Source organism: Actinomadura meyerae (assembly GCF_900188445.1).
Lineage (GTDB): Bacteria > Actinomycetota > Actinomycetes > Streptosporangiales > Streptosporangiaceae > Spirillospora > Spirillospora meyerae.
Genome location: NZ_FZOR01000018.1, coordinates 42,204 through 57,184, shown reverse-complemented (window position 1 = coordinate 57,184; position 14,981 = coordinate 42,204). Strand labels below are relative to the sequence as shown.

Below are 14,981 nucleotides of genomic sequence, written 5' to 3'. Positions count from 1 at the left end.
CGGACGGTGACGCGGGATCGGTGGTAGGTCTTTGGGCATGGCGGTCATCGACATCAACGCCGACCTCGGCGAGGGCTTCGGCATCTGGGAGCTGGGCGACGACCTGGCGCTGCTGGACGTGATCACCAGCGCGAACGTGGCGTGCGGGTTCCATGCCGGCGATCCGCTCATCATGCGGCGGGTGTGCGCCGCCGCCGTGGCGCGCGGGGTGACGATCGGCGCGCAGGTGTCGTACCGGGACCTGCCCGGTTTCGGGCGCCGCGAGATGGACGTGGCCGCGCCCGAGCTGACCGCCGAGGTGCTGTACCAGATCGCCGCGCTGGACGGCATCGCGCGCGCGGAAGGCGGGCGTGTGGCGTACGTGAAGCCGCATGGCGCGCTCTACAACCGCGTCAGCCGCGACCCCGTGCAGGCGGGGGCTGTGGCAGAGGCCGTCCGGGCGTACAACCCATCGCTCCCTCTGCTGACCCTCCCCGGCTCCGCGGTGCATGAGGTCGCCGATGGGCTGACCGTGGTCGCGGAGTGCTTCGCGGACCGCGCCTACACGCCGTCCGGCGGGCTGGTGTCGCGCCGTGAGCCGGGTGCCGTCGTGCATGACCAGGAGGCCGTCGTGCGGCGCGCGGTCAGGATGGCCGTGGACGGGACGGTCGTCGCGGCCGACGGCAGTGAGGTCTCCCTCAAGGCCCGTTCCATCTGCGTGCACGGCGACACACCGGGCGCGGTGTCCCTCGCACGGTCCGTCCGGTCGGCGCTGTCCGGCGCGGGCGTCGCGCTGGAGCCGTTCGCGTGAGGGTCCTGCGGGCGGGTGACGCGGCCCTGCTCGTGGAGACCGGCGACCTGGCCACCGCGCACCGGCTCAACGCCGCCCTCCGGGACGACCCGCCGCCGGGCGTCGTGGACGTGGTGCCCGGCGAGCAGACCGTCCTCGTGGTCGCCGAACCGCCGGCCGACCTCGACGGCCTCGCCGCGCGCATCCCGCGGTTACCGCTGCCCGGCGACGTGGAGGGCGGCGCCGCCCCGGTGGAGATCCCCGTGGTCTACGACGGCGAGGACCTCGACGAGGTCGCCCGACTCACCGGGCTGTCACGGGAGGAGGTGGTCCGGCGGCACGCCGGGGCCGCCTACACGGTCGCCTACCTCGGCTTCTCCCCCGGCTTCGGCTACCTGACCGGTCTCGACCCGGCGCTGCACGTGGCGCGCCGGGAGTCGCCGCGCACGGCGGTCCCGGCCGGGTCGGTGGCGATCGCCGGCCCGTACGCGGCGGTCTACCCGTCCCGGTCGCCGGGCGGGTGGCGGCTGCTCGGGCGCACCGGGCTGCGGCTGTGGGACGTCACGCGCGACCCGCCGTCGCTGCTCCGGCCGGGGACCCGTGTCCGCTTCGTCCCCGAGGAGCGCCCGTGAACGAGGAGCGCGCCCGTGGACGAGGAGCGCCCGTGATCGAGGTCGTGCGGCCCGGTCCGCTGGCGACCGTGCAGGATCTCGGCCGGCCCGGCCGCGCGCATCTGGGCGTCCCGCGGTCGGGGGCAGCCGACGAGCGCGCGCTGCGGCTCGCGAACCGGCTCGTCGGCAATCCCGAGGGGGCGGCGGGCGTCGAACTCACCTTCGGCGGCGCGGTGCTGCGCTTCCACGGGTGCGCCTGGATCGCGCTCACGGGCGCCCCTGCGCCCGTGACGATCGACGGCCGGGCCCATGGGGCCAACGCACCGTGCTTCATACCGGACGGTGGAACGGTGGAGGTCGGCCCACCGTCGTCCGGGCTCCGCAGCTATCTCGCCGTGCGGGGCGGTATCTCGGTCGATCGGGTGCTGGGGAGCCGCTCGACCGACCTCCTGTCCGGCCTGGGCCCGCCCCCGTTGACGCCCGGCGACAGCCTGCCGGTCGGGTCCGCCGAGGGGTTCGCCGACATCGCCGTGGACATCGCTCCCGCACCGGCCATGCCGGACACGCCCGTGCTCCGGATACTCCCTGGCCCGCGCGACGACTGGTTCACCGGTGACGCGCTGGCCACGCTCACGTCCACGCCCTACACGGTGTCGCCGGACAGCAACCGTGTAGGGGTCCGGTTGGAGGGGCCTCCCCTCGTCCGCGCGCGCGACGGCGAACTGGGCAGCGAGGGCATGGTGACGGGGTCGGTCCAGGTGCCGCCCAGCGGGCTGCCCATCATCTTCCTGGCCGACCATCCGCCCACCGGCGGCTACCCGGTGATCGCGGTGCTCGTCTCGGACGCCGTCCCCGACGCCGCTCAGCTCCGTCCCGGCCAGCAGGTCCGCTTCCGCCGCTAGCCCCCGCCGGGGTCAGGTCGGCAGGGCGCGTCAGGTCAGCGGAGCCGGTGCGGACCAGTCCAGGTGGGCGACGTCGTTGAAGCCGCGGATGGACGCCAGGTCGCCGAGGCGCACCAGCAGCGAGATGGACGCGTTGTCGGGGGCGAGGAACGCGAAGGGGCGGGCGCCGGTCGCGGCGGCGAGCGCCTGCGCGATCACGCCGCCGTGGGTGAAGACCGCGATCCGGCCCCCGGCGTGCGCCGCCGCGAGCCGGGTGAGGCTCTCCTCGACGCGGGCGGCGAAGTCGGCGGCGGGCTCGGCGCCCGGGATGACGTCCCAGCGCTCCTCGGCGAACATGCGCTGCGCCACCGGGTCGTTCTCGGCGACCTTCCGGCGGTACAGGCCGCCCTCCCACTCCCCGAGGTGGACCTCGCGCAGGCCCGCCTCCACGCGCGGCTCCAGGCCGAGGCGGCGTGCGAGCGGCGCCGCGGTCTCCGCCGTGCGGCGCAGGGACGTCACGTAGATGGCGTCGAGCTTCTCGCCGGCGAGGCGTTCGCCGACGCGCTCGGCCTGCTCCCGCCCTTCCGGGGCCAGTTCGGGGTCGGCGTGGCCGTCCACGAGCGGGAACGGCCGGTCGGCGCGCGAGGGCGCCGACGCGCCGTGCCTGACCAGAAGAATCTCGGTCGCGCCTTCCGGTGCCTTGTACCGCGTCTGCCGGTACTCGACCGGCTCGTCCCGCTCGTCCCGCTCGTCCACGAACGGCACCCTAGACGATCGCCGCGGTGCCCCGTGCGCCCGGCCCTCTCAGCGGACCAGGGAACCCACGCGGCCGATCTCCTCCTTGAGCGGCCTCTGCGGGACGTCCTCGAACGCGGTCACGGCCACGTCCCCGTCCTGCATCTCCCATACGCCCGCCACACGCCCCTCGTGGAGGACCACCGGAGAGATCCAGCCGCCCGTGCGGCTGACCTTGCTGCGATGCTCCGCCGGTAGGAGATAGATCGCCCCTGTCCCCGCCCCCAGGACGTACGGGTCGAACGCACCCAGTAGCCGGACCGACGCGGTGGGCTCGGTGGCGAGGAGTTCATCGCGATGCTCGGCCAGAACGAACATCTGGACGCCGTCCACCTCCACTGTGGACAGGCCGTCCTCCGCCATCGCGAACCAGCTTTTGACGTCCTTCTTACGGCTCGTCTTGCGCATCAGCCAGTTGTCGAACATGTCGGGGGTCGCGGGGCCGTGCGCGGTGAGGAACGCGTGGACGACGGTCCGCGCCGCCTCGTCCAGCGGCGGCAGGCCCGTCCAACCGGGCAGCCATCGCTCCGGTGCCGTGAACGTGACGCGCGTACCCTGCGCCGGGCCGTGGCACAGCACACCCCACCATGCCAGCGGCTTGAGCAGGACGCCCCAACTCGACCCCAGTACCTCCGCGAGATGCCGGGAGCCGGTCTCCTCGATGACGGCTTGGGTGAGTTCCTCCCGTGTCAGCACCTCACCGCCGGCCAGCGCGGCGGTGGCCGCCTCGGCGAGCGCCTCCAGGTCGGCGGGCGAGGCACCGAAGGTCTTCTGCCAACTGGGCTTCTCCCAGGGACGGGCGGTGGAGCACAACGCGAGGTAGGCCGGGGCCACATCGGCGGGGAGGAGATGCAGGGTGCCGCGCATGGCCCACGTCTTGACGAGGGTCCGCTCGTCCAGGAGCGCCTTGGCCACCGCTCCGCGTTCAGGGCTCCGCTGCCGCACCGCGACCGCGAGTTCCGCGGCCGATGCCACCTGCGCCTGGACGCCCGCAAGGCGACGCGCGACCTCCACCGCCGACGCCTCACCCAGGGGCTCGATGTACTGCCGCCGCATCCGCCAGGCGAGAACCTGCGCCCACGTCACCGCTGTCATGGCCTGATTACACCGCAGACCGCGGACAGTACCGTTCGCCTGCCTCAGGCCAGGCGGTGGGCGAGGTCGGCGAACGCGTTGCGCACGTCGGCCGGGGTGAGCAGCGTGAGGTCGTCGGCGGTGGCGCGGTCACCGAGTTCGGCCGCCCGCAGCGCCCGGCACGCGCACGCCTTCTCGTAGATGGAGCGGGCGAAGCGCCCGTTGCCGAACTCGTCGATCCGTCCCGTCCCGCAGACGCGCTGGAACACGAGGGCGAGGTCGTCGAGCGCGCCGTCGTCCCACCGGTCGCCGCCCTGCTCGGCGATGAGCTGCGCGATGCGCAGCAGCTCGTCCGGGCCGTAGGAGGGGAACTCCACGCGCACGTCGAACCGTGAGGCGAGCCCCGGGTTGGACGCCAGGAACCGGTCCATGTCGGCGCTGTAGCCCGCGAGGACGACGACGAGCCGGTCGCGGTCGTCCTCGGCGCGCTTGAGCAGGGTCTGGACCGCCTCCGCGCCGAACGCGTCGCCGCCGCCGTAGCCCGGGTTGCTCAGCGCGTACGCCTCGTCCACGAACAGGACGCCGCCGAGCGCCGAATCGACGACCTTGTTCGTCTTGAGGGCCGTCGCGCCGAGGTGCTCGCCGACGAGGTCGGCGCGCTGGGCCTCGACCACCTCGGGGCGGGCGAGGAGCCCGGCGGCGGCGAAGATGCGGCCCAGCACGCGCGCGACGGTCGTCTTGCCGGTCCCGGGCGGGCCGGTGAAGACGAAGTGGCGGGTCGGCGGCCGCGTGACGAGCCCCTGCTCCTGCCGCATCCGGGCCACCTGGAGCTGGGCGGCGATCTCCCGGACCTGCCGCTTGACCGGTTCGAGGCCGATCATCGCGTCGAGCGAGCCGAGCGCCTCGTCCAGCGTCGGGGTCTCGGCGTAACCGCGGTACCGCTCGGTGACCTCGGCGAACGCGGTCTCGACGTCCTCCGCGCGCAGGGTGACGAGGTCGTCGGCGCTGGGCTTGGCGGGCTCGCCGGACGCGGACGCGGCGTCCACGACGCGGACGTCCCGCGCGCGCGCCGCCGCCTCCGTCAGCGACCGGACGAACCGTCCGTTGCCCAGTTCGTCGACGATGCCGCGCCGCTCGACCTCCTCGAAGCGCGCGGCGAGCCGCCGCCGGGCCTCCGGGTCGAGCCGGTCCTCGCGGAGCCCGGTGTGGTAGTCGGCGATCCGGAGCAGCTCGGACGGCCGGTAGGACGGGAAGTGCACGCGCGTGCCGAAGCGCGACGCCAGGCCGGGATTGGAGTCGAGGAACTCGGCCATCTGCGCGTCGTAGCCGGCGAGGATGATGACGAGGTTGTCGCGGTCGTCCTCGGCCCGCTTGAGGAGCGTCTGGACGGCCTCGTCGCCGAACCGGTCGGGCTGCCCCTCGGCGGAGTTGACCAGGCCGTACGCCTCGTCGATGAACAGGACGCCGCCCAGGGCGGAGTCGACGAGCCGGTTGGTCTTGAGCGCCGTGGCGCCGAGGAACTCGCCCACGAGGTCGGCGCGCTGGGCCTCGACGAGGGCGGGCTCCGGCAGCAGCCCGAACGCGTAGAAGATCTTGGCGAGGACGCGCGCGACGGTGGTCTTGCCCGTGCCCGGCGGGCCGACGAAGACGAAGTGCCGCATGGGCTTCTCGGTCGGGACGCCGGCGGCGGCCCGCATGTGCGCCGCCTCGATGGACGCGGCGATGGAGCGCACCTGCCGCTTGACCGGCTCCAGCCCGATCATGTTCTCCAGCTCGGCGAGCGCCTCGGCGACGGAGATGTCCGGCGCGGCGTCCACGCGGCGCTCCGGCGGCGGCGCCTGCCGCTCCGGGGACACCGCCGCCCCGGCCGCCTGCGCCGCCGCCTGTGCGGCGGTCTGCGGGGCCGCGGCGGGCTCGTCCGCGGGAGCCCGCCAGTCGGGCCTGCTCGGCCGCTCCTTCTTGTCGGGCTTGTCCGTGCCGGACGGGTTCTTGCGCGGGGCGGGCGGCACGGCGTCCCCCTTCGGGCTCGCCTGTTCCTGGACCCAGCCGGTCTCGTACGCCTCGGCGGGCACCGTGCGGCGGGCCCGGTCCCAGCGGTAGGCGAGGACGGCCAGGGCGGCGGCCCAGCCGGGCGCCGCGCTCGCCTCCGGCAGCGGCTGGGCGAGCGCCGCCGTCGCCGCTCCCGCGGCGGCCAGCGTGACGAGCGTCGTGCGCCACGGGGTGTACCCGCGCAAGCGGAACGCGACCACTGCCACGGGCACCGCGAGCACTGCCAGAAGCAGCGTGGGGCTCAGATAGGACGGATGCCTGCCGTCCGGGTAAAGCCTGCCCAAGGGCACCAGCAGTGCGAGCCAGGACGCGATGACCGCGATGACCGCCATGCCCGTGGGCGAGCGCAGCGTCAGGTGGACGACGACGAGCAGGACGACCGTGCCCACCGCCACGCCCAGGACGGGCCCCTCCAGCAGGACCGTCCCCGCCAGCACCAGCGCCATCAGCAGCAGCCCGCCCAGGAACCGCAGCCCGGGGGTGATCTGGAAATAGCGCACCCGCAGGCGCTCGAAAAGATCCCGCGCCGCGGCGTCCTTCGCCGGGCGGGAGCGAGACCTGCCGAACAAAGCCATCAAGAGCGAGTAAAGCGCAGGACCGCCCGGAACGGGACTCCCCCCGCGAGGAACCTTGGCTCGCGCGCCGCCCGCCTGGGCGTGCCTACCGCAGACTGCGCGGGCGTACCTTCCGCAGAACGGGCCGCGGCGGCGCTGCCATGATGAGGCGCATGCGGATCCTGCGCACGCCAGACGAACGCTTCGAGCAACTCCCGGACTTCCCTTACGAACCCCGCTACGCGGACGTCCCGGCCCAGGACGGTGACGGAACTCTGCGGATGGCCTACGTCGAGGCGGGCCCGCCCGACGGTCCCGTGGTGCTGTGCCTGCACGGTGAACCGAGCTGGTCGTTCCTCTACCGCCGCGTCATGCGGGTCTTGGCGGACGCGGGGCTGCGCGTGGTCGTGCCCGACCTCGTCGGCTTCGGCCGCTCCGACAAGCCCGCCGAGATCACCGACCACACCTACGCCCGCCACATCGAGTGGACGCGCGCGCTGGTCTTCGACGCCCTCGGCCTCCACGACGTGACCCTCGTCGGGCAGGACTGGGGCGGCCTCATCGGCCTGCGCCTGGTGACCGCCCACCAGGACCGCTTCTCCCGTGTCGTCGTCGCCAACACCGGGCTGCCCACGGGCGACTTCCCGATGCCGGAGACGTGGCTGAGGTTCCGCCAGTCCGTCCGCACCGCGCCCGAGTTCGACATCGCCCGCAACATCGCCGCCGGATGCCGCACCGCACTGGCCGACGACGTGCGCGCCGCCTACGACGCGCCGTTCCCGGACGAGTCGTACAAGGCGGGGCCGCGCGCCATGCCGGCGCTCGTCCCCGCCGAGCCCGACGATCCGGAGGCGCAGCCCAACCGCGACGCGTGGGACGTCCTGCGCGCGTGGGAGAAGCCGTTCCTGGTGGCCTTCAGCGACAAGGACCCCATCACCGGGGCGATGGCGCCGCTGTTCAAGCAGCTGGTTCCGGGCGCGCAGGGCGTCGAGCACCCTACGATCGACGGCGCGGGCCACTTCCTCCAGGAGGACGACGGGGAACGGCTCGGCCACGCGATCGCGGCGTTCATGCGTTCCTGAGGAGCCTCCTTGCCCGACCCGACCACCACGACCGACCCCACCACGACCGACCCCACCACGACCGACCCGACCGCTGCCCTCCCCGGCATGGACCACACCCCTGCCGGGCCGCACGCGGTCCCGCGCGTGGCAGGCTACGAGATCGAGGGCGAGCTGCTGGCCGCACCGTCCGCCAAGGGCGCGCCCCTCATCATCGCCGGAGTGGACGAGGTCGGGCGCGGCGCCTGGGCGGGCCCCGTCGTGGTGTGCGCCGCCGTCACCGACCTCAGCCCGCCGCCGGTCGTGCCCGGACGCGGCAAGAAGACCATCGCGCTGACGGACTCCAAACTGCTCACCGAGGCGCACCGCGAGGCGTTCGCCGGACTGCTGCCGGGCTGGCTCGCGGGGCACGCGATCGGTGCGGCGCCTCCCGAGGAGATCGACGAGGTCGGCATGACCGAGGCGCTGCGGCGCGCCGCCGTCCGCGCGCTGGAGTCGCTGCCCGTCCGGCCCGACGTCGTCCTCCTCGACGGCAAGCACGACTTCCTGGGCCGATCCTGGCGCGTCCGGTGCGAGGTGAAGGCCGACCAGAGGTCGGTGACGGTCGCGGCGGCGTCCGTCCTGGCGAAGGTCCACCGCGACCGGCTGATGGCGGAGCTGGACGGCGAGTTCCCCGGCTACGGGTTCGCCGACAGTGCGGGATACCCGTCACCCGTCCACCAGAAGGCGCTGGAAGAGCACGGCCCCACGCCGCACCACCGGATGTCCTGGTCGTACCTGGACGACCTCCCGCGCTGGCGGCATCTGAAGAAGCACCGCGACCCGCTCGCGGGGGAAGGCCAGCTCAGCCTCCTGTGACCCTGGCCGGGCACCGCCCAGGAGTCATCCCCGCCCGGCCGGGTAAGCGCCATCCACGGGAGGTAGATGCCATGGATGCCGTTGTGAAGAACCTGCTGCGCGAGTCCGGCCGGACGTTCGCCGAAGACGCGGGCATCACGCTGAAGGACCAGCCTTCCGCGCTGTTCAAGCTGCTCGTCCTGGCCAACCTGCTGAGCACGCGCATCTCGTCGGAGATCGCGGTCGCCGCCGCCCGCGAGCTGTTCGAGGCGGGCGGCGGAACCCCGCGCGGGATGGCCCGCATGTCGTGGCAGGACCGGGTGGACGCGCTCGGCCGCGGCCACTACGTCCGCTACGACGAGAGCACCGCGTCCCGCCTCGGCGACACCGCCGAGCTCGTCCAGGACAAGTACAAGGGCGACCTGCGGCGCCTCGCGATCGAGGCCGAGCGCGACCCGAACAAGGCCGCCGACCTGCTCCAGGAGTTCCCCGGCATCGGCCCCACCGGCGTGGACATCTTCTGCCGCGAAGCGCAGGCCATCTGGCCGTGGCTTCGCCCCCACATCGACGACCAGGTGAAGAAGGGCGCCGAACGGATCGGGCTGCCCACCGACCCCGGCGAGCTCGCAGACAAGGTCGCCGACAAGGACCTCGCCCGCTTCACCGCCGCCCTGGTGCGGGTCGCCCACGACAAGAAGCTCGCCGACCACCTCAAGGCCGCGTGAGCGCCCCGGTGGGCGACCCGGGCGGAGCCGTCAGTCCTTCCCGCGGGAGGCGACCCACTCCAGGTTCCAGGCGTAGGCCTGGTCGACGGCCATCTTCCCCCAGCGCGGACGGCCGGGCGGCGGGAGGATGAAGCGTCCCTCGCGCCGGACGACCAGCTCGCCGTTCACGTTCTCGATGAGCGCCAGGACGGCGTCGCGGGAGGCGTCCACGCAGTCGTCCATCCGCATCTCGATCGGGGGCGCGCCCACCGGGAACAGGGTGGCGATGGCGTCCAGGCCGCGGAAGTCGTCGGCGCCGTCGTAGATCTCGGCGAACACCAGGATGCGCTTGAAGTCCTTGGTGTGGTCGAGGTTGATGTGGAGGTTCTCGCCCGACTCGACGGCGCCGGTGCGGTCGTCCTTGTCGAGCTTGATGAAGGGCGCGCGCTCCAGGGCGCCCATGTCGCCGATCGCGTGGATGATGCCCTTGCGGCCGTCCTGCAGCTCCCAGAGGCAGCACAGGTCGAGGTCGAGGTCGACGCCGCGGCGGCGCTTGCCGAGGAGCCCCTTCGCGACGCCCGCGCGCGCGGTCCAGTTGAGGTTGACGCGCATGTGGCCGCCGGTCGCGCCGTGCTTGGTGAGCGACACCGATGGCGCGTTCTTCGTCAGGGAGATCTTGCCGCCCTGCTGCGGCGCCGCCCCGGCGGGCGGGGGCGGAGGCGCGTACTGGCCGGGCGGGGGCGGCGCGTACTGGCCACCGGGCGGCGGGGGCGGCGTGTACTGCCCGCCGGGCGGAGGCGGAGGCGGCGCGTACTGGCCGGGCGGAGGCGGAGGCGCGTACTGGCCGCCGGGCGGCGGAGGCGGGACGTACTGCCCGCCGGGCGGGGGCGGCGGCGGCGCGTACTGCGGCTGCGCCGGTGCCTGCGGCTGCGCGGGCTGCGGCGGGGCCGGGGGCGGCGGGGGCGCCGCCTGGCCGGGGTCGTCGACCGAGATGCCGTAGTCGGTGGCGAGGCCCGCGAGGCCCGAGTCGTAGCCCTGGCCGACCGCGCGGAACTTCCACGCGCCCTGCCGCCGGTACAGCTCGCCGAGGACGAACGCCGTCTCCGAGGTCGCGCCCGGGTTGTCGAACCGGGCGACCTCCGTGCCGCCCGCCGCGTCCACCAGGCGCACGTACAGGCCCTGGAACTGGCCGAACGTCCCGCCGTCGGCGGACGCCGCGATGACGACCTTGTCGATGGCGGGCTCGACCCGGTCCAGGTCGACCGCCAGGACGTCCAGGACCGTCGGGCCCTGCTGCTTGCCCTCGTGCCGGACGGCGCCGGAGGCGTGCGCCGGCTGGTTGTAGAAGACGAAGTCGTCGTCCGAGCGCACGCGTCCGCTCTCGGTCACCAGGAGCGCCGACGCGTCCGCGTCCGGCACGCCGGGACCGGCCTGCCAGCCCAGCTCGACCCGCACCGAGGGGACGGGCACCGCGGTGTTGGCACCCTTCTGCATCGACATCAACGCTCCTCATCTTCGGCCGACGGAGACCAACCTATGGCGTGCCGCGCCGGCCCCGCGACCTGCCTGACAGGAGGACGCACGAGCAGGCGCGAGGGTTCCGCCCGCCGTTCGGGGCGTGTCAGGGCACGCGCGCCGTCCATTCGGCGGTGCTGAACTTGTCGGTGACGTACTTGCGGGCCAGCCGCATCTCGTCGTCGCGCACCCGGTCGCCGATCAGCCCGTACCGCCCCCGGAAGTGCGCGATCATGCGGTCGATGATCTCCTCGCGGGGCAGCCCGGTCTGCCGCCGCAGCGGGTCCACCCGCTTCACCGCGCTGGCGATGCCCTTGTCGGACACCTTCTCCCGGCCGATCCGCAGCACCCGCAGCATCTTCTCGGCGTCGATGTCGTAGGCCATCGTCACGTGGTGCAGCACGGCGCCGGACGAGAGCCGCTTCTGCGCCGCGCCGGCGATCTTGCCGTTGTCGGAGGTGATGTCGTTCAGCGGCTGGTACCACGCCCTGATGCCGAGTTCGCCGAGCGCGCCCAGCACCCAGTCGTCCAGGAACGCGTAGCTCTCCGCGAACGACATGCCCGCGACCAGCGACTCCGGCGCGTACACCGAGTAGGTGATGGTGTTGCCGGGCTCGATGAACATCGCGCCGCCGCCGCTGATGCGCCGCACCACGTCCACCCCGTGCCGCCGCGCCGCCTCCGCGTCGACCTCGTTGCGCAGCGACTGGAAGCTGCCGATGACCACGGCGGGCGACGCCCACTCCCACACCCGCAGCGTCGGCGGGCGGCGGCCCGCGCCGACCTCCTCGGCGAGCACCTGGTCGATCGCCATGTGCAGGGCGGGCTCCTGCGGCGGTTCGTGGATCAGCCGCCAGTCGTGGTCGCGCCAGTCGGACGCCCGCGCGACCGCGCGCCGCACCGCGACGCCCACGGCCTCGGCGGTGAGGCCGAGCATCACCGTGTCGCGCGGCAGCCCGGCCTGGACGCGGGCACCGATCGCCCGCGCGTCCAGCCCGGCGGGCAGCCCGTCCAGGACGGCGTTGATCGCGTCCAGGGCCTCGTCCGGTTCGAGGAAGAAGTCGCCGCTGATCCTGGGGGCGCGCAGAAGCCCGTCAACGACGTCGACGTCGGCGACCACGAGCTTGCCGCCGGGGACCTTGTACTCACCGTGCATCACATACAGCAGAACCCGGGGCACGGGTGCCCCATTCCGCAGGTTCGTCCGCCCCGGGCGTAGGGCATCGTTAAGGGACGGTTTCGTGGGGAGGGGGACGGTTCCGGTGAGCAATCTCGATGTCCGGCCCAAGCCGGTGCAGACGGGCGGACGGGACGAGGTGTCGGCGCGGCCCGTGCACGAGCTGCTGCCACCGAGGCGGGTTCCGCTGGGGGAGAGCACGGTCGTCCGCAGGCTGCTGCCCAGCCTGGGACGGCGCATGGTGGGCGCATGGTGCTTCGTCGACCACTACGGCCCGGACGACATCACCGACGAGCCCGGCATGCAGGTACCGCCGCACCCGCACATCGGGCTGCAGACGGTGAGCTGGCTCCACGGGGGCGAGGTACTGCACCGCGACAGCCTCGGCAGCCTGCAGACGATCCGTCCGAAGCAACTCGGGCTGATGACCGCTGGACGGGCCATCGCGCACTCGGAGGAGTCCCCGCGCGCGCACTCGCCGATCCTGCACGGCGCCCAGCTGTGGGTCGCACTACCGGACGGGCACCGCCACACCGACCCCAAGTGGGAGTTCTACGCCGACCTTCCCGTGGTGACCGCGCCCGGCTTCACCGCCAAGGTCCTGCTGGGCGAACTCGACGGCGCGGCCTCCCCCGGTACGACGTTCACCCCCATCATGGGCGCGGACATCACCCTGGACGACGCCGCCGACGTGCGCGTCCCGGTCGATCCCGACTTCGAGTACGCGGCGCTCACCATGTCGGGCCGCCTGGAGATCGACAACGAGCGGCTGGAGCCCGGCTCCATGCTCTACCTCGGCTGCGGGCGCCGCGAGCTGCGGGTCCGCGGCGACGAACCGGGCTCCTTCGTCCTGCTCGGGGGCGAGCCGTTCGAGGAGAAGCTCGTCATGTGGTGGAACTTCGTCGCGCGGGCCGGCGAGGAGATCGCCCAGGCGCGCGAGGACTGGATGACCGGCGACCGGTTCGGCACCGTCGAGGGCTACCACGGCGACCGGCTCGCCGCCCCCGCGATGCCGCCGACCCGCCTGAAGCCCCGCGGCCGCACCCGCTAGGCCACCGCATCGGCCTCCCTGGTGCCCGCGACCTGCCGATCGCTCGTCTCACCTGCATGGTTCGCGATTTCTCGCAGCATGCCGTCATACTCTGCGGCTAACCGGGCCCCTATCCCCCGTGTCTAAGGAGTCGACGGATGCGCTCTCGGCCGCTCTACGACGTCGTGGCAGCCCTCGCGCGGCTCGGCGTGGGCATCGTGTTCATGGCGCACGGCTGGCAGAAGATCGAAGCGGGCATCACCGCGACCGGCCGCACCTTCGACGGCCTCGGCGTGCCGCTGCCCACCGCCGCCGCCGTGTACTCCGCGTTCGTCGAGCTCCTCGGCGGCGCCGCGCTGATCGCCGGGCTGGGCCTGCCGGTCACCGGCGCCCTGCTGTTCCTCGACATGGCGGGCGCGTTCGTGTTCGTCCACGCCGACCAGGGCCTGTTCATGGTGGACGAGGGGGCCGTCCGCAACGGCTACGAGCTCGTCGTCGCCCTCGGCATGGCCAGCCTGGTGTTCGCCGCGGGGGGCGGCGGCCGCCTCACGCTCGACCAGTGGATCATCGGCAAGCGCCTGCGCGGCGCCGGCGACGCGCAGGAGGAGGACGACGCCGCCAGCTTCGTGGAATCGCTCCGCCAGGCCGAGCTCAAGCCGCCGAAGAAGCCGCGCCGCGCACCGAAGCCCCGCGCGCCCGAGCCGCCCGCCGACGCACCCGCCGACGCGTCCGCCGACGCGTCCGCCGGCGCGTCCGCCGGCGCGCCCACCGCAGCCGAGCCGTCCACGCCGGGGTCCGGAAAGACCAAGGGCAAGCCGGGCGACGACCCCGACGACGACGTCCTGGTGGCGGGCCGCCGCAAGGCGTCCCGCCACCGCCGCTCCTCGACGACCCAGCCGATCAAGCCGGCGGGCGACGACAAGCCGTCCTCCACCTGACCGGACGCGGTCCTCCGGGACGAAGGGCGCGTCACATCCCGGCCCGGAGGCCCTGGCGCCAGCTCGGGTGCGCCGGACGCCAGCCCAGCTCGCGCTTGGCCTTGGCGTTGGACGCGCCGCGCAGCTCGGTCATGAGCACGACGCCGGCCTCCCCGGCGGCCAGCCGCCCGACGAACCGCGGGACGCGCATCGGCTTCTTGGCGCCGAGCATCGACGCCACCTCCGGCAGCCACTCCGCGACCGGCGCGGGGTCGTCGTCGACGATGTTGTAGACGCCGCGCCCGCCGTTCTCCACCGCCGCGACCGTGGCCTCCGCGGCGTCGGCGATGTGGACGAAGGACCACACCCCGCCGCCGTCGCCGACGATCGGGAACCGGCGCTTGCGGATCATCTCGAGCTGCTCCGAGCCCGGCGCCATGGAGGTGCCCGGCCCGTAGAACGCGCCGTAGCGCAGCACGATCCCCTCGGTCCAGGAGGCGTCCAGCACGGCCTTCTCCAGGTGCCGGACGGCGGCGATCATCGACGCCATCTGGGCGACCGGTGCGCCGTCCAGGGCGTCCTGCTCGTCCTTGACCGGCCCGCCGGTCCGGGCGTAGGTGAACGCGCCGTTGCTCTGGGCGATGTACCGGCGCACCCCGGCGGCGCGCGCCGCCGCGAGCAGGTTGTCGTTGCCCTCGGTCCGCAGCCGGTCGGTCGCGGCGAAGCTGCGCTCGAAGCGGCGGGTGTCGACGTGCCCGATGGCGGTCAGCTCGTTGACGACCACCTCCGGGGCCGCCTTGCGCACGGCCGCCTCGACCTGGGCGCGATCGAGCGCGTCGGCGATGACCGGCACCGCGCCCAGCGCCGCCGCCGCGGACCCGGCGGCCTCGCCGCGGACCATCGCGTACACCTCGTGTCCCGCGTCGACCAGCCGCGGCACCAGTTCCTTGCCCATCGCTCCGGTCGCTCCCGCCACCAGCACCTTCATCGTCGGCTCCCTCGCTCTC

Annotated in this window: 14 protein-coding genes; 8 read left to right on the top strand and 6 right to left on the bottom strand. The window is 73.7% G+C overall.

Features of this window, described 5'->3' with window-relative positions:
* The first annotated feature begins 37 nt into the window (after positions 1-37).
* The 3 genes from CHF16_RS19490 to CHF16_RS19480 are packed head-to-tail and all read left to right on the top strand — an operon-like array spanning position 38 to position 2,282.
* Entirely contained in the window at positions 38-790 is a 753-nt protein-coding gene (locus CHF16_RS19490; protein ID WP_089327503.1) for a LamB/YcsF family protein, read from the top strand.
* Positions 787-1,401, top strand: coding sequence for a 5-oxoprolinase subunit PxpB (pxpB, locus tag CHF16_RS19485; RefSeq protein WP_089327502.1), 615 nt, complete (start codon positions 787-789; stop codon positions 1,399-1,401). Before CHF16_RS19490 ends, pxpB begins: the two co-directional genes overlap by 4 nt.
* Positions 1,402-1,433: 32 nt before the next feature.
* On the top strand, positions 1,434-2,282 hold the full coding sequence (locus CHF16_RS19480) for a 5-oxoprolinase subunit C family protein (protein ID WP_089327501.1): 849 nt from the start codon (positions 1,434-1,436) through the stop codon (positions 2,280-2,282).
* 30 nt (positions 2,283-2,312) lie between these two features.
* On the opposite strand, the gene CHF16_RS19475 is transcribed toward CHF16_RS19480, so the two are convergent.
* From CHF16_RS19475 to CHF16_RS19465, 3 genes are read right to left on the bottom strand one after another with little or no spacing between them, the layout of a single operon-like run.
* Positions 2,313-3,017, bottom strand: a complete 705-nt coding sequence (locus CHF16_RS19475) for a histidine phosphatase family protein (RefSeq protein WP_089327579.1) — start codon at positions 3,015-3,017, stop codon at positions 2,313-2,315.
* Between the two features lie 48 nt (positions 3,018-3,065).
* Positions 3,066-4,151 (bottom strand): winged helix DNA-binding domain-containing protein, encoded by a 1,086-nt coding sequence (locus CHF16_RS19470; protein ID WP_089327500.1) that lies wholly within the window; start codon positions 4,149-4,151, stop codon positions 3,066-3,068.
* Positions 4,152-4,195: 44 nt separating this feature from the next.
* Positions 4,196-6,754 (bottom strand): AAA family ATPase, encoded by a 2,559-nt coding sequence (locus tag CHF16_RS19465; RefSeq protein ID WP_089327499.1) that lies wholly within the window; start codon positions 6,752-6,754, stop codon positions 4,196-4,198.
* Between the two features lie 152 nt (positions 6,755-6,906).
* Between CHF16_RS19465 and CHF16_RS19460 the strand changes: the two genes are divergently transcribed.
* From CHF16_RS19460 to CHF16_RS19450, 3 genes are all read left to right on the top strand, one after another.
* Positions 6,907-7,815, top strand: coding sequence for a haloalkane dehalogenase (locus CHF16_RS19460; RefSeq protein WP_089327498.1), 909 nt, complete (start codon positions 6,907-6,909; stop codon positions 7,813-7,815).
* Positions 7,816-7,902: 87 nt separating this feature from the next.
* Positions 7,903-8,652, top strand: coding sequence for a ribonuclease HII (locus CHF16_RS19455; RefSeq protein ID WP_089327578.1), 750 nt, complete (start codon positions 7,903-7,905; stop codon positions 8,650-8,652).
* A gap of 71 nt (positions 8,653-8,723) precedes the next feature.
* Positions 8,724-9,356 (top strand): HhH-GDP family DNA glycosylase, encoded by a 633-nt coding sequence (locus CHF16_RS19450; protein ID WP_089327497.1) that lies wholly within the window; start codon positions 8,724-8,726, stop codon positions 9,354-9,356.
* A 30-nt stretch (positions 9,357-9,386) separates the two neighbouring features.
* On the opposite strand, the gene CHF16_RS19445 is transcribed toward CHF16_RS19450, so the two are convergent.
* Together CHF16_RS19445 and lplAB are read right to left on the bottom strand one after the other, a co-directional pair.
* On the bottom strand, positions 9,387-10,835 hold the full coding sequence (locus CHF16_RS19445) for a TerD family protein (RefSeq protein ID WP_089327496.1): 1,449 nt from the start codon (positions 10,833-10,835) through the stop codon (positions 9,387-9,389).
* 121 nt (positions 10,836-10,956) lie between these two features.
* Positions 10,957-12,006, bottom strand: coding sequence for a lipoate-protein ligase LplAB (gene lplAB, locus CHF16_RS19440; protein ID WP_089327577.1), 1,050 nt, complete (start codon positions 12,004-12,006; stop codon positions 10,957-10,959).
* A 106-nt stretch (positions 12,007-12,112) separates the two neighbouring features.
* Between lplAB and CHF16_RS19435 the strand changes: the two genes are divergently transcribed.
* Both CHF16_RS19435 and CHF16_RS40345 read left to right on the top strand, forming a co-directional pair.
* Positions 12,113-13,078, top strand: coding sequence for a pirin family protein (locus CHF16_RS19435; RefSeq protein WP_089327495.1), 966 nt, complete (start codon positions 12,113-12,115; stop codon positions 13,076-13,078).
* 137 nt (positions 13,079-13,215) lie between these two features.
* Entirely contained in the window at positions 13,216-13,995 is a 780-nt protein-coding gene (locus CHF16_RS40345) for a DoxX family protein (RefSeq protein ID WP_089327494.1), read from the top strand.
* Between the two features lie 31 nt (positions 13,996-14,026).
* Here CHF16_RS40345 and CHF16_RS19425 read toward each other — a convergent pair whose 3' ends face one another.
* Positions 14,027-14,962 (bottom strand): NAD-dependent epimerase/dehydratase family protein, encoded by a 936-nt coding sequence (locus tag CHF16_RS19425; RefSeq protein ID WP_089327493.1) that lies wholly within the window; start codon positions 14,960-14,962, stop codon positions 14,027-14,029.
* Between the last annotated feature and the right edge of the window lie 19 nt (positions 14,963-14,981).